At 45.4% G+C, this 16,596-nt stretch carries 16 protein-coding genes; 6 read left to right on the forward strand and 10 right to left on the reverse strand.

The window, feature by feature from the left end:
* Positions 1-16 precede the first annotated feature (16 nt).
* From rnr to VX730_05560, 4 genes are all read right to left on the reverse strand, one after another.
* Positions 17-2,338, reverse strand: coding sequence for a ribonuclease R (gene rnr / locus VX730_05545; protein MEC9291850.1), 2,322 nt, complete (start codon positions 2,336-2,338; stop codon positions 17-19).
* A 21-nt stretch (positions 2,339-2,359) separates the two neighbouring features.
* Positions 2,360-4,609, reverse strand: coding sequence for a type I DNA topoisomerase (gene topA, locus VX730_05550; GenBank protein MEC9291851.1), 2,250 nt, complete (start codon positions 4,607-4,609; stop codon positions 2,360-2,362).
* A 203-nt stretch (positions 4,610-4,812) separates the two neighbouring features.
* The gene (dprA, locus tag VX730_05555; protein MEC9291852.1) at positions 4,813-5,910 is read right to left on the reverse strand and encodes a DNA-processing protein DprA; all 1,098 of its coding nucleotides are present in this window, start codon (positions 5,908-5,910) and stop codon (positions 4,813-4,815) included.
* Positions 5,910-6,446, reverse strand: a complete 537-nt coding sequence (locus tag VX730_05560; GenBank protein ID MEC9291853.1) for a hypothetical protein — start codon at positions 6,444-6,446, stop codon at positions 5,910-5,912. The genes dprA and VX730_05560 overlap by 1 nt, the downstream gene beginning before the upstream one ends.
* A gap of 84 nt (positions 6,447-6,530) precedes the next feature.
* On the opposite strand from VX730_05560, the gene VX730_05565 reads away from it, so the two are divergent.
* Complete coding sequence (locus VX730_05565; GenBank protein MEC9291854.1) at positions 6,531-6,821, forward strand: 4a-hydroxytetrahydrobiopterin dehydratase; 291 nt, start codon at positions 6,531-6,533, stop codon at positions 6,819-6,821.
* A gap of 55 nt (positions 6,822-6,876) precedes the next feature.
* Here the strand turns inward: VX730_05565 and VX730_05570 are convergent, their stop codons facing one another.
* On the reverse strand, positions 6,877-7,686 hold the full coding sequence (locus VX730_05570; protein ID MEC9291855.1) for a hypothetical protein: 810 nt from the start codon (positions 7,684-7,686) through the stop codon (positions 6,877-6,879).
* A gap of 133 nt (positions 7,687-7,819) precedes the next feature.
* A complete protein-coding gene (gene ruvX, locus VX730_05575) occupies positions 7,820-8,296 on the reverse strand; it encodes a Holliday junction resolvase RuvX (GenBank protein MEC9291856.1) in 477 nt (158 codons plus the stop codon).
* Between the two features lie 134 nt (positions 8,297-8,430).
* Between ruvX and gatC the strand changes: the two genes are divergently transcribed.
* From gatC to VX730_05595, 4 genes are all read left to right on the forward strand, one after another.
* Entirely contained in the window at positions 8,431-8,721 is a 291-nt protein-coding gene (gatC, locus tag VX730_05580; GenBank protein ID MEC9291857.1) for an Asp-tRNA(Asn)/Glu-tRNA(Gln) amidotransferase subunit GatC, read from the forward strand.
* Positions 8,722-8,750: 29 nt separating this feature from the next.
* Complete coding sequence (gene gatA, locus VX730_05585) at positions 8,751-10,205, forward strand: Asp-tRNA(Asn)/Glu-tRNA(Gln) amidotransferase subunit GatA (protein ID MEC9291858.1); 1,455 nt, start codon at positions 8,751-8,753, stop codon at positions 10,203-10,205.
* Between the two features lie 30 nt (positions 10,206-10,235).
* Positions 10,236-11,678, forward strand: coding sequence for an Asp-tRNA(Asn)/Glu-tRNA(Gln) amidotransferase subunit GatB (gene gatB / locus VX730_05590; protein MEC9291859.1), 1,443 nt, complete (start codon positions 10,236-10,238; stop codon positions 11,676-11,678).
* A gap of 183 nt (positions 11,679-11,861) precedes the next feature.
* Positions 11,862-12,677, forward strand: a complete 816-nt coding sequence (locus VX730_05595) for a hypothetical protein (protein MEC9291860.1) — start codon at positions 11,862-11,864, stop codon at positions 12,675-12,677.
* Between the two features lie 55 nt (positions 12,678-12,732).
* On the opposite strand, the gene VX730_05600 is transcribed toward VX730_05595, so the two are convergent.
* Complete coding sequence (locus VX730_05600; protein MEC9291861.1) at positions 12,733-13,314, reverse strand: redoxin domain-containing protein; 582 nt, start codon at positions 13,312-13,314, stop codon at positions 12,733-12,735.
* 116 nt (positions 13,315-13,430) lie between these two features.
* Positions 13,431-13,844, reverse strand: a complete 414-nt coding sequence (locus tag VX730_05605; GenBank protein ID MEC9291862.1) for a hypothetical protein — start codon at positions 13,842-13,844, stop codon at positions 13,431-13,433.
* A gap of 165 nt (positions 13,845-14,009) precedes the next feature.
* Between VX730_05605 and flhB the strand changes: the two genes are divergently transcribed.
* Positions 14,010-15,086 carry a flagellar biosynthesis protein FlhB gene (gene flhB, locus VX730_05610; GenBank protein ID MEC9291863.1) on the forward strand — a complete coding sequence of 359 codons (1,077 nt, stop codon included), beginning with the start codon at positions 14,010-14,012 and terminating at the stop codon, positions 15,084-15,086.
* Between the two features lie 25 nt (positions 15,087-15,111).
* On the opposite strand, the gene VX730_05615 is transcribed toward flhB, so the two are convergent.
* Together VX730_05615 and VX730_05620 are read right to left on the reverse strand one after the other, a co-directional pair.
* A complete protein-coding gene (locus VX730_05615) occupies positions 15,112-15,375 on the reverse strand; it encodes a hypothetical protein (protein ID MEC9291864.1) in 264 nt (87 codons plus the stop codon).
* 73 nt (positions 15,376-15,448) lie between these two features.
* Positions 15,449-16,591, reverse strand: a complete 1,143-nt coding sequence (locus VX730_05620; protein ID MEC9291865.1) for a hypothetical protein — start codon at positions 16,589-16,591, stop codon at positions 15,449-15,451.
* Positions 16,592-16,596: the final 5 nt, after the last annotated feature.

The raw sequence follows: 16,596 nt of genomic DNA on the forward strand, positions 1-16,596 counted from the left end.
CGAAATGAAAAAGAGCCTATTTGGCTCTTTTTCTGTTTTTAGAGAATGGTTTTTTGCCGTCTTTCTTGCGGAAGCCTTCTTTCTTTTTAAAGGCTTTATCGCCAAAGCTTTTCTTGCCTTTGCCATACTGTGGACGCTCGCCTCTTGGCTTTTGTTGGTCTGCAAACTCTGCAAGAACAAAGGTCAGTTTACCTGTTACCACATTACTTTCAGTGAGCTGAAGCTCGACTTCTTCACCAATTTTAAAGCTGCGTCCAGAGCGTTCACCAGCAAGTACGAGTGATTTTTCATGGTAAACATAAAAGTCATCCATAAGCGTACGCGCAGGGACAAGGCCTTCTGCAGCTCCATCTTCAATACTCACAAAGAAGCCAAATTTCTGAACAGAGGTAATGTGCCCTTTAAAGCCAGTTCCAACTTTATCACCATAAAAGTCAGCAATTAGGCGGTCTTTCACTTCCCATTCTGCCATTTGGGCTTGGCGCTCAGTAATACTAATGTGTTCAGCTGTTTTGTTGAGTTCTGACTGTTTAAGCGAGTATGTACCCTTACCTGCCAGTTTTAAATGCTTCACAAGGCTACGGTGTACCACAAGGTCACTATAACGACGAATCGGTGATGTGAAGTGTGCGTAATGGCTGAGCGCAAGGCCAAAGTGACCAATGTTTTGCGGGTCATAGCTTGCTTGCATTTGGCTGCGGAGCACCACAGTCATCAGCATTTCGGCTTCATCTTTTTGCTTAATTTGACGAATCACGCTTTCAAAGTCTTTCGGAACAACGCCAGCGCTTTTTGGTTTAAATGTAATGCCGTACTGATGAAGCGCTTGTTGCAGATTGTCTTTCTTCTCTGTGCTTGGCTCATCGTGAACACGGTATAGGCAAGGTGCACCAATTTTGCTGAGCGCCATGGCTGTCGCAACATTGGCTGTCACCATAAGCTCTTCAATTAATCGGTGACTATCAAGCCTGTCTCGCTTTTTAATTTCCGTAACATAGCCTTCATTCATCACAATTTGGCGTTCAGGAACATCTAGATCAATCGCACCACGTTTGCGCTTAGCCTCAGACAGGGCACGGTAAACACCAACAAGGTTAGAAAGTTCTTCTTTCAGTGGCTCTGTCTTTTCATCAAACTCACCATCGAGGGCTTTTTGCACTTGCTCGTAAATCAGGCGTGCATGTGAGTGGATAATCGCGCGTGTAAATTTGTAATCTTTCAGTTTACCATCACTACCAATTGTCATATGGCAAGCCATAACAGGACGATCCTCAAGTGGGCGAAGTGAGCAAAGGTCATTACTCAAGCGCTCAGGCAGCATTGGTACAACCATATCTGGGAAGTAAACCGAGTTACCACGTTTAATGGCTTCCATGTCGAGCGGGCTTTTTTCAGCCACGTAGTGAGCAACATCGGCAATGGCAACAATGACATGGAAATCACCGTTATCAAGCCTCTCTGCCCATACGGCATCGTCAAAATCTTTGGCGTCGGCACCGTCAATGGTCACAATTGGAATGTGACGTAGGTCTTCGCGCTCTTTCTCTTCTTCTTCTGTAAGGCCTGCTTTCAGGCTTTCTGTATATTCCAACACTTCTTCTGGGAACACATGCGGAATGTCATGGTTATTAAGCGCAGCCATACTGTAAAGATGAGATTTTTTCTCACCAAGAAGTTCGTCAAAATCCGCAATAGGGCGCTTGCCCATTTGGTGAGGCTGAGGCGTTGCTTTAATCACGGCACCATTTTCGAGATCATCTTCTGGTGCGCCTTCAAGTGAGAAAATAAGGCCTTGGTGCTCTTTGCTAATTGGGCTGAACGTTGCAAATTTTCCGCGTTTTTCATAGATACCAACCAGTGCATGTGCACCGCTCTTTTCACGCTTTTGAACAACTTTAGCACTAAACTCACCTTTAGATGTTTCAGTGAGAACCACTTGTGCACGGTCACCTACATCTAGAGTGCTGTCGTCTGTAATGATGAGGGGGTAACGGCCCTGAAGTTTAGGGTTTGCTGTATTGCAGTACAGTTCGCCCTCATCTGTGAGGCCGGCCACAATCACTTCAATAATACGAGGCTTGCCTTTAGTAGACGTTTTATCTTCTAAATCAGGTAGGGAGATCGCATTACGGTTTGGCATTGTGATCTGGCCATTTTTAGCCATGTTATTGAGTAGAATTTTAAGATCTCTACGTGGCGCTTCACCTTTAATACCAATCATTTTGGCAAGGTCTCGCTTAGAGATGACAGTGCCTGCGCGCCCTAGAGCTTCGAGTACCGCTTCCGAAGTGATTTTCGTGACGCGACGTTTAGGCTTTCTTTGCACAGGCGTATTCATATCTGTCCTATCTCAGCGTTGTTACGCTGATTTTTTAGCTTTTGCAGCTGTTTTCTTTGGTGCAGCCTTTTTGGTTGCAGCTTTCTTTTTCGGAGCTGCTTTTTTAGCTGTTGCCGTTTTCTTTTCTGCCTTTGGTTTGCGCTTGGCACGCTCAGGAAGAGGTGGGTCTGCCCATTCACAGTTCGGGCAAACAATATGTGTGCCAGTCGCTTTGAGCGTCTTTTCTGTAAGGATTGGCCACTTACAGTTATCCTGAGGGCAAGTCTTTTCAATTGGTTTATCCCAAAGGGCGTAGTTACATTTCGGCCATCCGCCACACCCGTAGAAGATTTTACCTCTGCGAGATTTCTTCTCCATAATGTTCGCACTCTTACAAGATGGGCATTGGATACCTGTATCTTTTGGCTCTTCTTTCGGGCCGTCGCTCTCTTTCTTCTCAATGTATTTACATTCAGGGTAGCGGTTACAGCCTTTGAACTTACCGTAGCGACCAAGACGGTAAACAAGTTCACCTTCTTTACACTCAGGGCAGGTCTCACCTGTGCCTTCAGTGGTAATGTCGCTCTTCTTTACAGATTCAATTTTGTCATCCACGCGGTCTTTGAATGGCTGCCAGAAATCTTTCATCACTGGAATCCAGTCTTTCTCACCACGTGAAATTTCATCCAGCGTGTTTTCAAGGTTCGCTGTGAAATCGTAATCAACATATGTATCAAAGTGTTGAGTGAGGAATTTATTTACAACCTTACCCACATCTTCTGGCATGAAGCGGCGCTTCTCTTGCTTCACATAGCCACGATCTTGAATCACGCCAATAATGCTGGCATATGTTGATGGACGACCAATGCTGCGTTCTTCAAGAGACTTTACAAGTGTTGCTTCACTGTAGCGTGGTGGAGGTTCTGTGAAGTGCTGGTGCGGCTCAATCTGAGATGTTGTCATCTTCTCTCCATCGTTCATTGATGGGAGGAGCTTCTCATCATCGTCGCTTGCTTTATCGTCGTCACGACCTTCAATGTACACTTTCATGAAACCATCAAAGGCAACAATAGAGCCGTTAGCAGCAAAGGCATGTTTGCCATCTGCAGATGTAATAAGTACGCGTGTTTGGTCAAGGATAGCCTTTTCCATTTGAGACGCCATAGTACGCTTCCAAATCAGAGAGTAGAGCTTCTTGCCATCCTCGTCTGAAATGCGTAGATCCGCAGGCGTGACACCTGGGTTGGTTGGACGAATAGCTTCGTGGGCTTCTTGAGCATTCTGGCTCTTTGTTTTAAACATGTTTGGTGAAGATGGAACGTACTCGTTACCGTACTGCTTACCAATTTGAGCGCGTAGTGCTTGGACAGCATCTGGCGCAAGGGCCACGCTATCTGTACGCATATAAGTAATAAGGCCGGCTTCATAAAGCTTTTGTGCAGCGCCCATTGTGCGGCGTGCGCCAAAGCCCATCTTGCGGCTGGCTTCCATTTGAAGTGTAGACGTCATAAATGGTGCGCCAGGGCTACGACGTGTTTTCTTCTTCGTAATATCTGTAACGCTGTAGGTGCCAGCTTCTAGCGCTTTAACGGCAGCTGTTGCGTCTGCTTCATTTGTAATGCTGAATTTTTCAAGCTTGTCACCGTTTAGAGTGACAAGGCGAGAGGACACCTTCTTCTGCTGCTCTGTCATAAACTCAGCAGTGATGCTCCAGTATTCTTCAGCTTTAAAGGCTTCAATTTCTGCTTCACGCTCACAAATCAGGCGAAGTGCAACACTCTGTACACGTCCAGCAGAAAGGCCTGGGCGTACTTTGCGCCATAGAACAGGAGAAAGGTTAAAACCTACAAGGTAGTCAAGTGCACGACGAGCCTGCTGAGAGTTTACCATGCTCATATCAAGCTCACGTGGGTTAGCAACAGCTTCTGTGATGGCTGTCTTTGTAATCTGGTTAAATGTCACGCGGTGAACTGTTTTCTCGGCAAGTTTTACGCGGCGGCGTTTCAGCTCTTCAAGTACGTGCCAACTGATCGCTTCTCCTTCGCGGTCCATATCGGTTGCGAGATAGATGGTGTCTGAATCTTTAGCGGCACTCACAATATCTTTAATATGCTTTTCGCTTCCCGTGCTGACTTTGTAGTTCATCTCAAAATCTTTTTCAGGGTCTACGCTACCATCTTTACTTGGAAGGTCACGGATGTGACCGTATGAGGCGAGAACTTTAAAGTCCTTACCAAGGTATTTGTTGATGGTTTTTGCTTTAGCCGGTGACTCTACAATAAGTAATTTCATGAATTATCCGTAAATCTCTCTCGTTCTTCTCGTGCGCCAAAAAATCACTTTGCAGCGCTTATGTACAGAAAAAAGTACATATTTTTCTTCATATCTCGTCATTTAATGTGCTTTTCCCTCTAAAGGTAATAAGCCCTTTTAAGGATTAGGGAGGTTGAGCTTATGTGTCAATGGGTAAAATCACGCCCCCGCGTTTTTCACCTTTAAGATGTGACTTTCATTACCGAGTTTGGTCCATGGCGAGTCACTTCACCTTGCAGCTCTAGCATGGCAATGGCTGTACTTACGTTGATAAAGTCTGCACCAGTTTGCTCACAGAGCTCACCAATCAGAGTTGGTGTATTGGTGAGAAGCTCTAAGATTTGCCCCTCTAAAGAGAGTGGAGCTTGAGGTGTGGAGTTTTCTTCTCTCTCGTTAAAAAGGCTCATTTCCTCCTGAGCTGTTTTTTGTGGCTCTTGTTTGTGGAAGTAAAGGGCATCACTTGGTTTTTCTAACCAGTAGGCTCCTTGTTGAAGAAGATGGTTAGGCCCTGCTGAACGTGGATCTGTTGGATGGCCCGGTACAGCAAAGACATCCCTACCTTGCTCTAGAGCAAGTTTAGCGGTGATCAGAGAGCCTGACTTAATGGTGCACTCTGTAACGCACAATGTTTGAGAGAGACCTGAAACAATACGGTTCCTACGTGGAAAGAGGGGGGCGATATGCTCTGTATATGGCGGCATCTCACTGATGAGAAGTCCATCATTTGTAACAATATCTTCCGCAAGTTTTGTATGTTCTGGTGGGTAAATTTTACCAAGTCCACCAGCAAGAACAGCAATGGTACGCCCCTGTGTGGTGAGGGCGCCTTTATGCGCAGAAGCATCGATACCGCGAGCAAGTCCGCTGACTGTGCAGTACCCCTCTTGACCAATGTAGCGTGCAAGTTTTTCAGTAAACTTAAGGTTATTCATAGATGCGTTTCTTGTACCAACAATGCTGATACACTCAGACTGGAGAAGGTTGATATTCCCTTTAAGGTAAAGCACGTGTGGTGCATCTGGAATATTCTTTAAAGCTGCTGGGTAATCAGGGCTATCTATAAAGAGAAGGTCAATATTGTTCTTTGCACAGTCTTCTAGCACCTTTTCAACGGTCTGCTCAGTTGCGGCAGAAATGGTTTTGAGTTTTGAAGCTTGGACTGCACTCAGGGCGCTTGCATAGGTTTGGTATTTTTCAAGGCCTTTATTCATGCGCACAGGACCAATGCCATCACTGAGAGATAGCTGGAGGCATGCGCGTTGTTCGGCTGTGAACTGCATTAAGCTGTAATAAGTTCGTTTTTATGCATGCCCAGCATCATGAGGGCGATTGCCAGTGAGATCAAGCCTGTTGCGGTAGAAACTGTGATGGTAAGCCAAATAGGCGCAAAGATAAAAAGGGCAAGCGCAGCAATTTTAAAGCTTACAGGTTTGAAAATGAAGGCACCTATGAAGAGTAGAAGGGGAATCCACGCTGATGTGCTGTGTCCGACAATGTAAGCAAGGAGTGGGATAAGACTAAGCTGTGTTTGGAATGGTCTTGGAGATTGAATCTGGCAACCCAGCACAAAACCAATATGGCTTGCATGAACAGGAAGGAAGTTAAAAATAAGCAGACTGTAAAAGAGCTGGGCACCCATAACAATGTAAGCGCTTTTCTTTTCACCAATATCCAATAGTGTTTGAGGCATAAGTTTGAGTGGAAGTGTTGTCGGGCTTTTTAAATGAGCGGTTCTGAGTGCCATAAGTCCAACAGGAAGGAGACCAGCCACAAGGCCTAAAAATCCATATAATAACCAGCTGAGTACACTTTCCATCAAACTTACTTCTTATTTTGAAACAGGTTTTGCTCTTCTGTGCTACCATACTTTTTATTCGTAAAACAAGGATATAAAAGAATTATGACAAAAGTAGCACCTCTTTCAGTTGAGCAAGTTCAAGAGTTTATTTCAGGGCAAGAAGTTTGGGAGTATCGCGACGATGCCTTTTATGGTGCTTTTAAGTTTAAAAATTTTGTAGAGGCCTTTGGTTTTATGAGTCAGGTGGCCATTGTGGCAGAAAAGCTGAACCATCACCCAGAGTGGGATAATGTTTATAACCGTGTAAACATTAAACTTACAACGCATGATGCAGGTCATAAAATTTCAGAGTTAGATATCAAACTCGCAAAACGCATTCTTAAGTTTCTTTAAGCTATAAACGTAGAAAAGACCGCATAAAGCGGTCTTTCCTTTTATCGTTTGAGTCTTAGGTCGCCGAAGCTTTACCCGAACCGAATTTTTTCCAGCCCCATTTGCCGACGCCATATACGGCCCAGCCGACAGGACCCAGCATCCAGCTCCAGTTGACTTTGCGACGCAGGCCGAACTGAGCGAACGGCACGTACATGCAGATCAGCTGAATCAGGCAGATAACGCCAATGCCGATGCCATTCCATACCAGGGTGGGGAAGCTGAAGTAGCCGACGTCACCAGTGATGACGTTTGCTTTGCGATCATCATCCAAGGCCTCATAGACTGCGGGGTCGGCAATATATTCGTGCAGACGGATGATATTGCTGTTGATGCCACCTTCCAAGAATCGGTTGAAAACAGCCAGGCGCAGGCCAGTTTTGATGACGACAGCTTTGTCGTTTTCACCACGCGAACCTTGGCGTTGCAGAGCGTTTGCATCACCTTCAACGGTGTTGCTGTCCGGCTTGTAGAACTGCACCGAATCCGTGTTGTACAGCACTTCATTGTTGCCGTCAGCCCAGGTGACCGAAACCGACTTCTGCTCGACAAGCTTGCGCTCGCCAATGATGCGGTCGGTCAGCGAACATTTGTGGTTGTTCGTTTCGACGCAGGGCACGAAGTCATAGGCGGTCAGTTTGCCGGTGTCAGTGACAGTGGCAATATGAACGCCGCTGGCAAAGGTTGTCACGCCGAAGTAGGCGCGTTGGGCAAAGCCTGACCAAAGGCCAAAGGCGATAACCGCCAAAAGTCCGAAGACAAGGCTGGCACGACCCAGCCATTTACGGCCTTTGCTGGCGATGTTATTCACAGTATCGTTGGACATGCTGTCCTCCAAAGGTTGGCCCCGAATTGGGGCTAGGGAACGTTACGAAAGATCTTTACGATCGACTTATGTATAGGAATAGGGAGATGTAATGTCAAGGATTGAATACAGTTTTTATGAAAGAAATTGATATTTAAAACATTTTAAATGAAAGCTGGTCGAGGGTGCCTTGTAGAATCATTGCGGCAGCAACGCTATCTACTTGAGCTTTCACATCTTTTTTACTGGCGCGTTTTTGGCGGCCTGTACGCTGTTCAAATAGGGCACTTTCAGCGCTTTTTGTAGTCAGGCGCTCATCCCAAAGTAGGGTTGGGAGTTTAAGCTCACTTGCAAACATATTGGCAAAGGCGATGCATGCATCTGTTTGTGGGCTATGTGAGCCGTCCATAGAGAGAGGCAGGCCCACTACTGCGCCAACAATATTGTACTCTTTGATAAGGGCTTCAAAATGAACCTTATCCTTGCCCCATTTTTGCCTTTGCAGCGTTTTGTTTGGTGATGCAATGGTACGAGTGCCATCTGAAATGGCAATACCTATTGTTTTTGCACCAAAATCTAGGCCAATTAAGCGGCCTTTTGCTGGGAGTTCTTGCGCAGTCTTTACAATCATGGTAGGACAATACCAGCTTTTATATAAATTGTGTAAATAATCGATTTAGTTCGCTTCCGGCATCGTTTATAATGCCTGCGTTCTTGTATGTAAGAGCAACGAAAAATACTCGAGATGAATATAAGGTGACAAGCATGTCAATTGATCTAAAAACTGTGGATAAACTTGCGACGTTGAGTCGTTTGTCTTTTGATGAGACTGAAAAACAAAAAATTGCTGATGAGCTAACGAAAATTCTAGAATTTGTATCCCAGTTGCAGGAAGTCAATACCGACGGCGTAGAGCCGATGACAAGTACTGTCGGAAGTGACGTAACACCAGAGCGTGACGACGAGACATTGATTGAACACTCACGTGAAGCATTGCTTTCTAATGCACCAGCAAGCGAGATGGGCTTCTACGTTGTACCACGTGTTGTTGAATAAGAATTTTGTGAAGTAAAGAGACTTAAATTATGAGTGAACTTGTAAAACTGGGGCTTAAAGAAGCTTCTGAAAAAATCAAAAACCGAGAAATCTCGTCTGTAGAGCTGACAACAGCTCTGCTTGAGCGTATTGATGCGCGTAACGATAACATTAACGCTTACGTTGAAGTGACGCATGAAAAAGCGCTTGAGATGGCTGAAGCCTCTGATAAGCGTATTAAAGATGGTAACGCCCGCCTTATGGAAGGTGTTCCTCTCGGTATTAAAGACCTTTTCTGTACAGCTGGCGTACCTACAACGGCATGTTCAAACATTCTAAAAGGTTTTACACCTGCATACGAATCAACAGTGACAAAGAACCTGTGGAACACAGGTACAGTTATGTTAGGTAAAACAAACCTAGACCAATTTGCGATGGGCTCATCAAACGAAACATCTGCTTTTGGTACGGTTAAAAACCCATGGGACGAAGCACGTACACCGGGTGGTTCATCAGGTGGTAGTGCAGCAGCTGTTGCTGATTACATGTGCTTTGGTGCAACGGGTACAGATACGGGTGGTTCAATCCGTCAGCCTGCAGCATTTAGCGGTATTGTTGGTCTTAAGCCAACATACGGGCGTTGCTCTCGTTGGGGGATCGTGGCGTTTGCTTCAAGCCTAGACCAAGCAGGTCCAATGGCACGTAGCGTTGAAGATACGGCTCTAATGTTCCGTGGTATGAGTGGTTACGATCCACTAGATACAACAAGTGCGGATATGCCAATTGAATCTTTTGATGAAAACTTAGAAAACCTAAGCCTTAAAGGTCTAAAAATTGGTCTACCAAAAGAGTACTTTGTAGACGGTATGGACGACGGCGTGAAGAAAGCGACAGAAGACGCTGTTGCACGCTTTAAAGCTGAAGGTGCTGAGATTATTGATATCAGCCTGCCTCACACAAAATACGCTGTGCCGACTTACTACATTGTTGCACCTGCTGAAGCGGCTTCTAACCTAGCACGTTACGACGGTATGCGTTACGGCCAACGTGTAGAAGGTGAAAACCTATCTGATACGTACACGAAGACACGTACAGCTGGCTTTGGTGAAGAAGTGAAGCGTCGTATTATGATTGGTAACTACACGCTTTCTAGCGGTTACTACGATGCGTATTACTCGAAAGCACAAAAAGTACGTGCGTTGATCGCACAAGACTTCAAAAACGCATTTGATAAAGTTGATGTAATTCTTACGCCAACTGCACCAACACCAGCCTTTAAAACTGGTGAAAAGGTGAGTGACCCAATTCAAATGTACCTGAACGATATCTTTACAGTGGCAACATCACTTGCGGGCCTTCCTGGTATTAGCGTACCAAGCGGCATGGTTGATGGTATGCCTGTAGGTGTTCAGTTTATTGGTAAAGCCTTTGATGAGAAGCATCTTCTCAAAGTGGCGTTCGCACATGAGCGCATGACAGGCTTTAAACCACTCGAAGTGAAATAAGAATTAAGACAGAAGTAAAAGGGTAAATAAATGGATCCCCGTTATGAAATGGTAATCGGCCTTGAAGTCCACGCTCAAGTGAACGTGAAATCAAAGCTTTTCAGTGCATCTCCAACTGATTTTGGTGCAGAGCCTAACGCTCAAGCAAACGAAATTGATATGGGTATGCCAGGTGTACTTCCTGTTCTTAACCGTGACGCAGTAGATGCAGCGATTAAGCTTGGTCTTGGTATTAAAGCGCGTATTAATCGTACAAGTGTGTTCTCTCGTAAGAACTACTTTTACCCTGATCTACCAAAAGGCTACCAGATCTCTCAGTTTGATCTGCCAATCGTAGAGCACGGTACACTTACAATTGACCTTGATGATGGTTCAAGCAAGGACATCGGTGTAACGCGTATTCACCTAGAAGAAGATGCAGGTAAGTCTGTTCACGATTTTGGTGATGAGAAACATTCTCACGTAGACCTTAACCGTGCAGGTGTTCCACTTGTAGAAATCGTATCTGAGCCAGATATTCGTACACCAGAAGAAGCGGGTGCTTACATGAAGAAGATGCGTGCGATTGTACGTTTCCTTGATGTGTGTGACGGTAACATGGAGCAGGGTAGCATGCGTTGTGATGCCAACGTTTCTGTACGTCTAAAAGGACAGAAAGAGTTTGGTACACGTTGTGAAATTAAAAACTTGAACTCAATCCGTAACGTGATGCGTGCCATTGAGTTTGAAGCCAACCGTCAAGTTGCAATTATTGAGCATGGTGGTGAAATTGAACAGCAAACACGCCTGTGGGATGCGAACAAGAACGAAACACGTGCCATGCGTTCTAAAGAAGATGCGCATGACTACCGTTACTTCCCAGACCCAGACCTTCTGCCACTTAAGTTGACAGAAGAGCGTATTGAGGCGGCTAAATCTACAATGCCTGAGCTTCCAGATGAAATGAAAGAGCGTTTCATTAAGGAATACACGCTTTCTGCTTATGACGCATCTGTACTTACACTTTCACGTGCGGGTGCACATTACTTTGAAACACTTGTTGCCGGCACGCGTGATGCTAAGAAGTGCGTAAACTGGATGACAGTTGAGCTGTTTGGTGCCCTCAACAAAGAAGGCCTAGACATTAGCGATAGCCCAATCTCTCCAGATCACCTTGGTGAGCTTGTAGACCTTATTGAAGATGCAACAATCTCTGGTAAAATTGCCAAAACAGTCTTTGAAGAGATGTGGTCATCTGGTAAAGCACCGAAGACAATTGTTGAAGAGAAAGGTCTTGTTCAGATTACAGATTCAAGCCTTCTTGAAAGGATAGTCGATAAACTAATTGAAGGTAACCCAGAAAACAGCGAACAGTTTAGAAGCGGTAACGACCGTGTACTTGGCTGGTTTGTTGGTCAGGTGATGAAAGAGACGCAAGGTAAAGCAAACCCACAAATGGTGAACGAAATCCTGCGCGGTCGTCTTCGTCCGTAAGTTTTTCTAACTTCATTTAAAAGGGGGCAGTATTGCCCCTTTTTTTTATGTAAAAATCATGAAGATGCTTGCATGTGTTTCATGTATACAGTATAGGTGGGTGAATTTTGTATCTGTGTTAAGTTTTAATCAGTTGCCGTGGTTTGGCAACATCTCTCCCTTAACCCTCTTTGGAGTTCTTTAATGACCCAGAAATCAACTGCTTACTGCCCCGCTGTTATTGCCGCTGCATTCAATGAGCTGACTGGCGATGTCACCTGTTCCAATGAGTTCCAAGAATGGTTCTTTGGTCGTTTTGGTGATATGGATCTGTCTGCGTTGAGCGACAACCTGTGGGCCATGGCTGGCGCGGCTGCAGATATCAATGCCTTCTTTGAAGAGAAGGGTTTTCCGGAAATCAAAGTCGACATGCCTGGTGTGGCTGCTGTTTTCAAGCTGGCTGTAGAATGGGCAAACCAAGGCCAGAAGAGCTTTATGTTCTTGGATGAAGGTACTTTTCAGGGTGCTGAATTTGATGTGGACGATGAAAATGTCCAACTTCTGAGCGTGGAAGGCCAGGAGTATCCGGTTCTGAAACTTGCAACCAAGGACGAAGGCTGGAATGTCTACATTCAGGAAATGCCTGAATTTGACGGCGCGTCCTCTGAGCTGCCTGATATTGCTCAGCAAATTGTTGCCTCGTCCAAAGGTGCTGTGCCTCACCGTGCAGGCGCCGTTATGGTACCGGCATCTTCCATTGATACAGATGTGGATGTGGATGACTTTGTCGGCCTGGAAAAAGATTGGCTGAAAGTTGGTGCAGCTGTGAAGAAAGTTCGTTTTGAATTTGACCACAAAGGCGCCAAGGCCGAAGCAGCTTTTGCAGCGGTGCTGGAATCTGCTATGGGGCCTCAGCCCTATCAGGTGACCAAGTCTTATGTCGCTGTTTTCCAACATGATGACATGGCTGAGGCTGCCTTTACTGCGTTTGTCACGCCTGAGTCGTGGACGCGTATGTAAAAGCAATCGAAATTAAAAAAGGTGCCCTTATGGGCACCTTTTTGCATGGGTAAAGTTAGTACTTTACACTGCAGCCGTATGGCTTAGATGTTGCTGTTGCAATCGCAGTTCCGCTGCGTAGTGCGTTCACAGCAGATGCAACATAGTTTTCAGCTTTTTCAACATCGCTAGAGCGGTATGAAGGGATACTATCAATCGCGCCTTCGTAAACAATCTCACCTGACTTTACAACAAACATATGTGGTGTTGTTTGTGCGCCGTAAAGTTTACCAACTTTACCATCAGTATCTCGTAGGTAAGCTGTTGAGCCTTTGTAGTCAGATTCAAAAAGCTTGAGAGCGCCTTCCATATCAACATGGCCTTGCTTGCCTTCTGCGCTAGAGTTAATAGATAGCCAGACAAGATCATCACCAGCAATGGCTTTTTTAATGTCTACCATATGACCTTCATCGTAAAACTTTCGCACGAATGGGCACTGGCGGTTTGTCCATTCAAGAACAACAATTTTATCTGAGAAGTCAGACAGTGAAACAGGGTTACCTGTTGTATCCATGAGTGTAAAGTCTGGAGCTGGGCGTGCAAAAGCAGCAGTTGATACAGCAAGTGCGCCCATAAGAACTGTAGAAAAGAGTTTCATATTTTTATTCCTTGTATTGCTTCGGTAAGGGTAGTAGACGCCTCTCTGTAAATCTTGTCAAGCAGGATGCAACAAAGAACACCCTGCATTGCTGCAGGGTGTCCTTAAGTTTCGCTTTAGTTCGCGGCTTCCTTCTTTTTCGGAATCGGGCCGCATGGGATGATGCAGCACTCTTCGCTATCTGTGCTGTAGTACACGACAATCTCTGTGAGGATGTTGCCGGTGAAGCCGAGGCCAACGTTGGCGCCTTCGCGTCCTTCGTTGAGGGCCTGCAGAGCTTGGTTCGGCATGTCCTTGGGCATGCGGAACTGGGCCGTGAACAGATCACCTTTGGACTTGCGCCAGATGCCTCCTTTGCTTTTCTGGCGCAGGAAAGGTTTTTTGCCTTCAATATTGTTGAGATCTTTGAGCGACAAAGCCACTTCAATGGTGCCTTTGTAGCCTTTGAACTCTCCGTCAGGGCCCTTCTTTTGTGCGCGACGGACGCGACCAGAGACGGAAACAGTCGGGGTGTTTGGGGTATCAGCCATGAGATATCTCCTAGATCTATGCCAAGTACTGGCAGGCTGTGAATAAGAAACGAGAGCGGGAGGCGCGCAAGCGCATGCTCCCGAATGGGTGAATAATTAAGATATGGTGGTTAAAAACTCTCTTTTCAAGAGGTGGAGCAGGATAAGTTGTGCTAAGGTTGAAAAATGGCTGATGATGAGGATAAGAGCTCCAAGACCGAGGAGGCCTCGCCCCGAAAACTGCAAAGGTTGAAGGACGAAGGTCAGGTTCCAAAGTCGAGGGAGGTAAATAACTTCGCGATGATGCTCGCGATGCTTCTTGTGCTGTTCTTAACTTTCCCTCTTGCTATGGATGGTCTACTTGAATTTACAGGCTCTATCTTGTCACAAGCAGGAACTCAACGTGCAGGCACGGGACTAGATGCCGCTTTTGCTTTAGAGCAAGGTCTTGTGAACGAGCTTCTTAAAATTTTACCAACCTTTTTAGTGCTTATGGCCTTTGCTTACTTTGGTGGTGTGATCCAAACAGGGCCCATTTTTAGCCATAAACCAATTGTGCCTAAACTTTCTAAAATTTCTCTTATCAAAGGTTTTGAGCGTATGTTTAGCACGCGTTCGCTTATGGAGCTTTTGAAATCTATGATTAAGCTATTTGTGATCGGCTTTATCTCTGTCTTGATTATTTTTATGTACCTGCCAGAGATCCTTCTCTTGAATGATAAAAATGCCTTTGCGGCTGTGAGTACAACGCTTGAAATCTTGCTACGTATTATGGCTGCTGTTGTTGCCATTGCATTTGCCCTCTCCATTATTGATTTCTTGTTCCAACGTATGAAATTTCTTGAAGAGCAAAAGATGAGCCGTCGTGAGCTTAAAGATGAACTCAAAGAACAAGATGGTGACCCATATGTTAAAGGGCGTCAGCGTCAGATTCGTGAACAGCGTGCCCGCCAACGTATGATGGCAGACGTGCCTAAGGCGAGCGTGGTAGTGACGAACCCAACCCACTATGCTGTGGCTCTTTCTTACGATGAAGAGGTGGACGCTGCGCCGAGTGTGGTTGCCAAGGGTACAGATCTTATTGCACTTCGTATCCGTGAGATTGCGCAAGAAAATGATATCCCTCTTTATGAAGACCCTCCGCTTGCGCGCCAGCTCCATGCAGATGTTGAGATTGGTGAGACCATTCCACTAGAGCTGTTTGAGGCTGTTGCGAAAGTTGTAGCGTACATCTTCTCTCTTAAAAAGAACAAAGCCAGCTAAAAGCTGGCTTTGTTGCTATCGTTTTCTATTGCAGAAGGTGCAATTCAATCGTGTAATTTTTGCCATCTTCTGTTTGTTTATCTTGTCGCGTTCCAACTGCTGTGGCTGTATGATTTTCATCAAGTGCACACAAAACGCGTGCTTTAGTAGGGGCAGGGCTTTCTTGCATAACCTGATCAATCAGATAGAAAGCATCTTGACAAGAAAACATGCCGTGTGTGCTTTCTTGAGCTTGAAGAGGAAGTGTAAATGCAAGTGCGGCAGGCAATGCCAAAAGAATACGTTTCATATTGAAACCTCCAAAAAGGAAAAGAGAGTAGAATTAGAGTGAGTATAGATGTGTATACAGTAAAGTCAAGAGTTTACTTGAGATACTGAGATGTGCGAACTTTAGCATGTTCTACGGCAGGTTGATCCCATGGATTAATATTCATAAAGGTGCTCATGCAAACTGTTTCAAGCATCAAACTCATGAGTGCCCCTCCAAGCTTTTCTGGTGATGTTTCAAGCATGCGAACACTACGTTCAGCATTTTGTAGGGCTTCAAATGTCCCTTCGGCTTGGTAATAAAGCAGATCACCCATATCAAGGTTCTTTAGGAGAGGGGACTTAAGTGTGTCTGCCCAAGGCTTTTCTAAAGCTGTGCCGCTTTTACGGCTATCTTCTCGTATAATTGTGATGAAGCTGTTATTTACGCCATCCATCATCATTTGTAAGCATGCGTGCTGGTCGCTGGCACCGCGCGCTACAGATGGCCAAAGCCCTTGTGACTCTTTGCCAAGGCTTTCTGCCCAAAGCTGTACAAACCAATCCCCAATGTATTTGAGGCGGTCACCGTAAGGCATGAGAATATAGTTGGTCAGATTTGAGTTATGGAGAACTCTCGCTGTTTTATAGCTTGCATGCTCCTCAGGGTTTTTGATGAAGCGTTCTAGTTCATTTTGTGCTGACGCTATAATAGATGCTCCGTTACCATTTTGAATGGCAAGTGCAAGTAGCCCAACAATGCTAAAGATACTAAAACGGCCACCGACATTTGGGTCATGTGCAATGCGCTCTCCCATCACGCTTTCGCATAAGGTAGTAAGGGGGCTATCCTTCTCTTCTGTAATGGCAAAAAACTTACCATGAGGGCTGATGCTTTTTGCATTCATAGCTTCCAGAATAAGGGTTGCTGTAAGCAATGTTTCAATTGTTCTACCGCTTTTGCTGACACAAACAAGAGCTGTTTTCTCTAAATTGACAGTTTTAAGGGTGTGCTCAACAGTGATGGGGTCACTATTATCTAAATAGATGATGCGGCCATTATGAGGTGTGAGGACTTTTGTAAGCACTTGCGCACCAAGAGTGGAGCCACCCATACCAATCCAAAGGACATGTTCAAAGCTTTGCAATTTTTCAGCATGCTTTTGTGCGTCTTGCCATGTTTTATCATTCAATACAGAAGAAAATGCAGGGCGCTGGCCAGTTTGGGTTTCAGATAAGAATGTTTTCAGCGCATCCATGAAGC

The sequence above is a fragment of the Pseudomonadota bacterium genome (assembly GCA_036141575.1).
Lineage (GTDB): Bacteria > Pseudomonadota > Alphaproteobacteria > UBA2136 > JAPKEQ01 > JAPKEQ01.

What these genes read in the sequence shown, in the direction of transcription:
- rnr (MEC9291850.1), bottom strand. Translation starts at nt 2,338, where the DNA reads ATGAATACGCCTGTGCAAAGAAAGCCTAAACGTCGCGTCACGAAAATC.
- topA (MEC9291851.1), bottom strand. Translation starts at nt 4,609, where the DNA reads ATGAAATTACTTATTGTAGAGTCACCGGCTAAAGCAAAAACCATCAAC.
- dprA (MEC9291852.1), bottom strand. Translation starts at nt 5,910, where the DNA reads ATGCAGTTCACAGCCGAACAACGCGCATGCCTCCAGCTATCTCTCAGT.
- VX730_05560 (MEC9291853.1), bottom strand. Translation starts at nt 6,446, where the DNA reads ATGGAAAGTGTACTCAGCTGGTTATTATATGGATTTTTAGGCCTTGTG.
- VX730_05565 (MEC9291854.1), top strand. Translation starts at nt 6,531, where the DNA reads ATGACAAAAGTAGCACCTCTTTCAGTTGAGCAAGTTCAAGAGTTTATT.
- VX730_05570 (MEC9291855.1), bottom strand. Translation starts at nt 7,686, where the DNA reads ATGTCCAACGATACTGTGAATAACATCGCCAGCAAAGGCCGTAAATGG.
- ruvX (MEC9291856.1), bottom strand. Translation starts at nt 8,296, where the DNA reads ATGATTGTAAAGACTGCGCAAGAACTCCCAGCAAAAGGCCGCTTAATT.
- gatC (MEC9291857.1), top strand. Translation starts at nt 8,431, where the DNA reads ATGTCAATTGATCTAAAAACTGTGGATAAACTTGCGACGTTGAGTCGT.
- gatA (MEC9291858.1), top strand. Translation starts at nt 8,751, where the DNA reads ATGAGTGAACTTGTAAAACTGGGGCTTAAAGAAGCTTCTGAAAAAATC.
- gatB (MEC9291859.1), top strand. Translation starts at nt 10,236, where the DNA reads ATGGATCCCCGTTATGAAATGGTAATCGGCCTTGAAGTCCACGCTCAA.
- VX730_05595 (MEC9291860.1), top strand. Translation starts at nt 11,862, where the DNA reads ATGACCCAGAAATCAACTGCTTACTGCCCCGCTGTTATTGCCGCTGCA.
- VX730_05600 (MEC9291861.1), bottom strand. Translation starts at nt 13,314, where the DNA reads ATGAAACTCTTTTCTACAGTTCTTATGGGCGCACTTGCTGTATCAACT.
- VX730_05605 (MEC9291862.1), bottom strand. Translation starts at nt 13,844, where the DNA reads ATGGCTGATACCCCAAACACCCCGACTGTTTCCGTCTCTGGTCGCGTC.
- flhB (MEC9291863.1), top strand. Translation starts at nt 14,010, where the DNA reads ATGGCTGATGATGAGGATAAGAGCTCCAAGACCGAGGAGGCCTCGCCC.
- VX730_05615 (MEC9291864.1), bottom strand. Translation starts at nt 15,375, where the DNA reads ATGAAACGTATTCTTTTGGCATTGCCTGCCGCACTTGCATTTACACTT.
- VX730_05620 (MEC9291865.1), bottom strand. Translation starts at nt 16,591, where the DNA reads ATGGATGCGCTGAAAACATTCTTATCTGAAACCCAAACTGGCCAGCGC.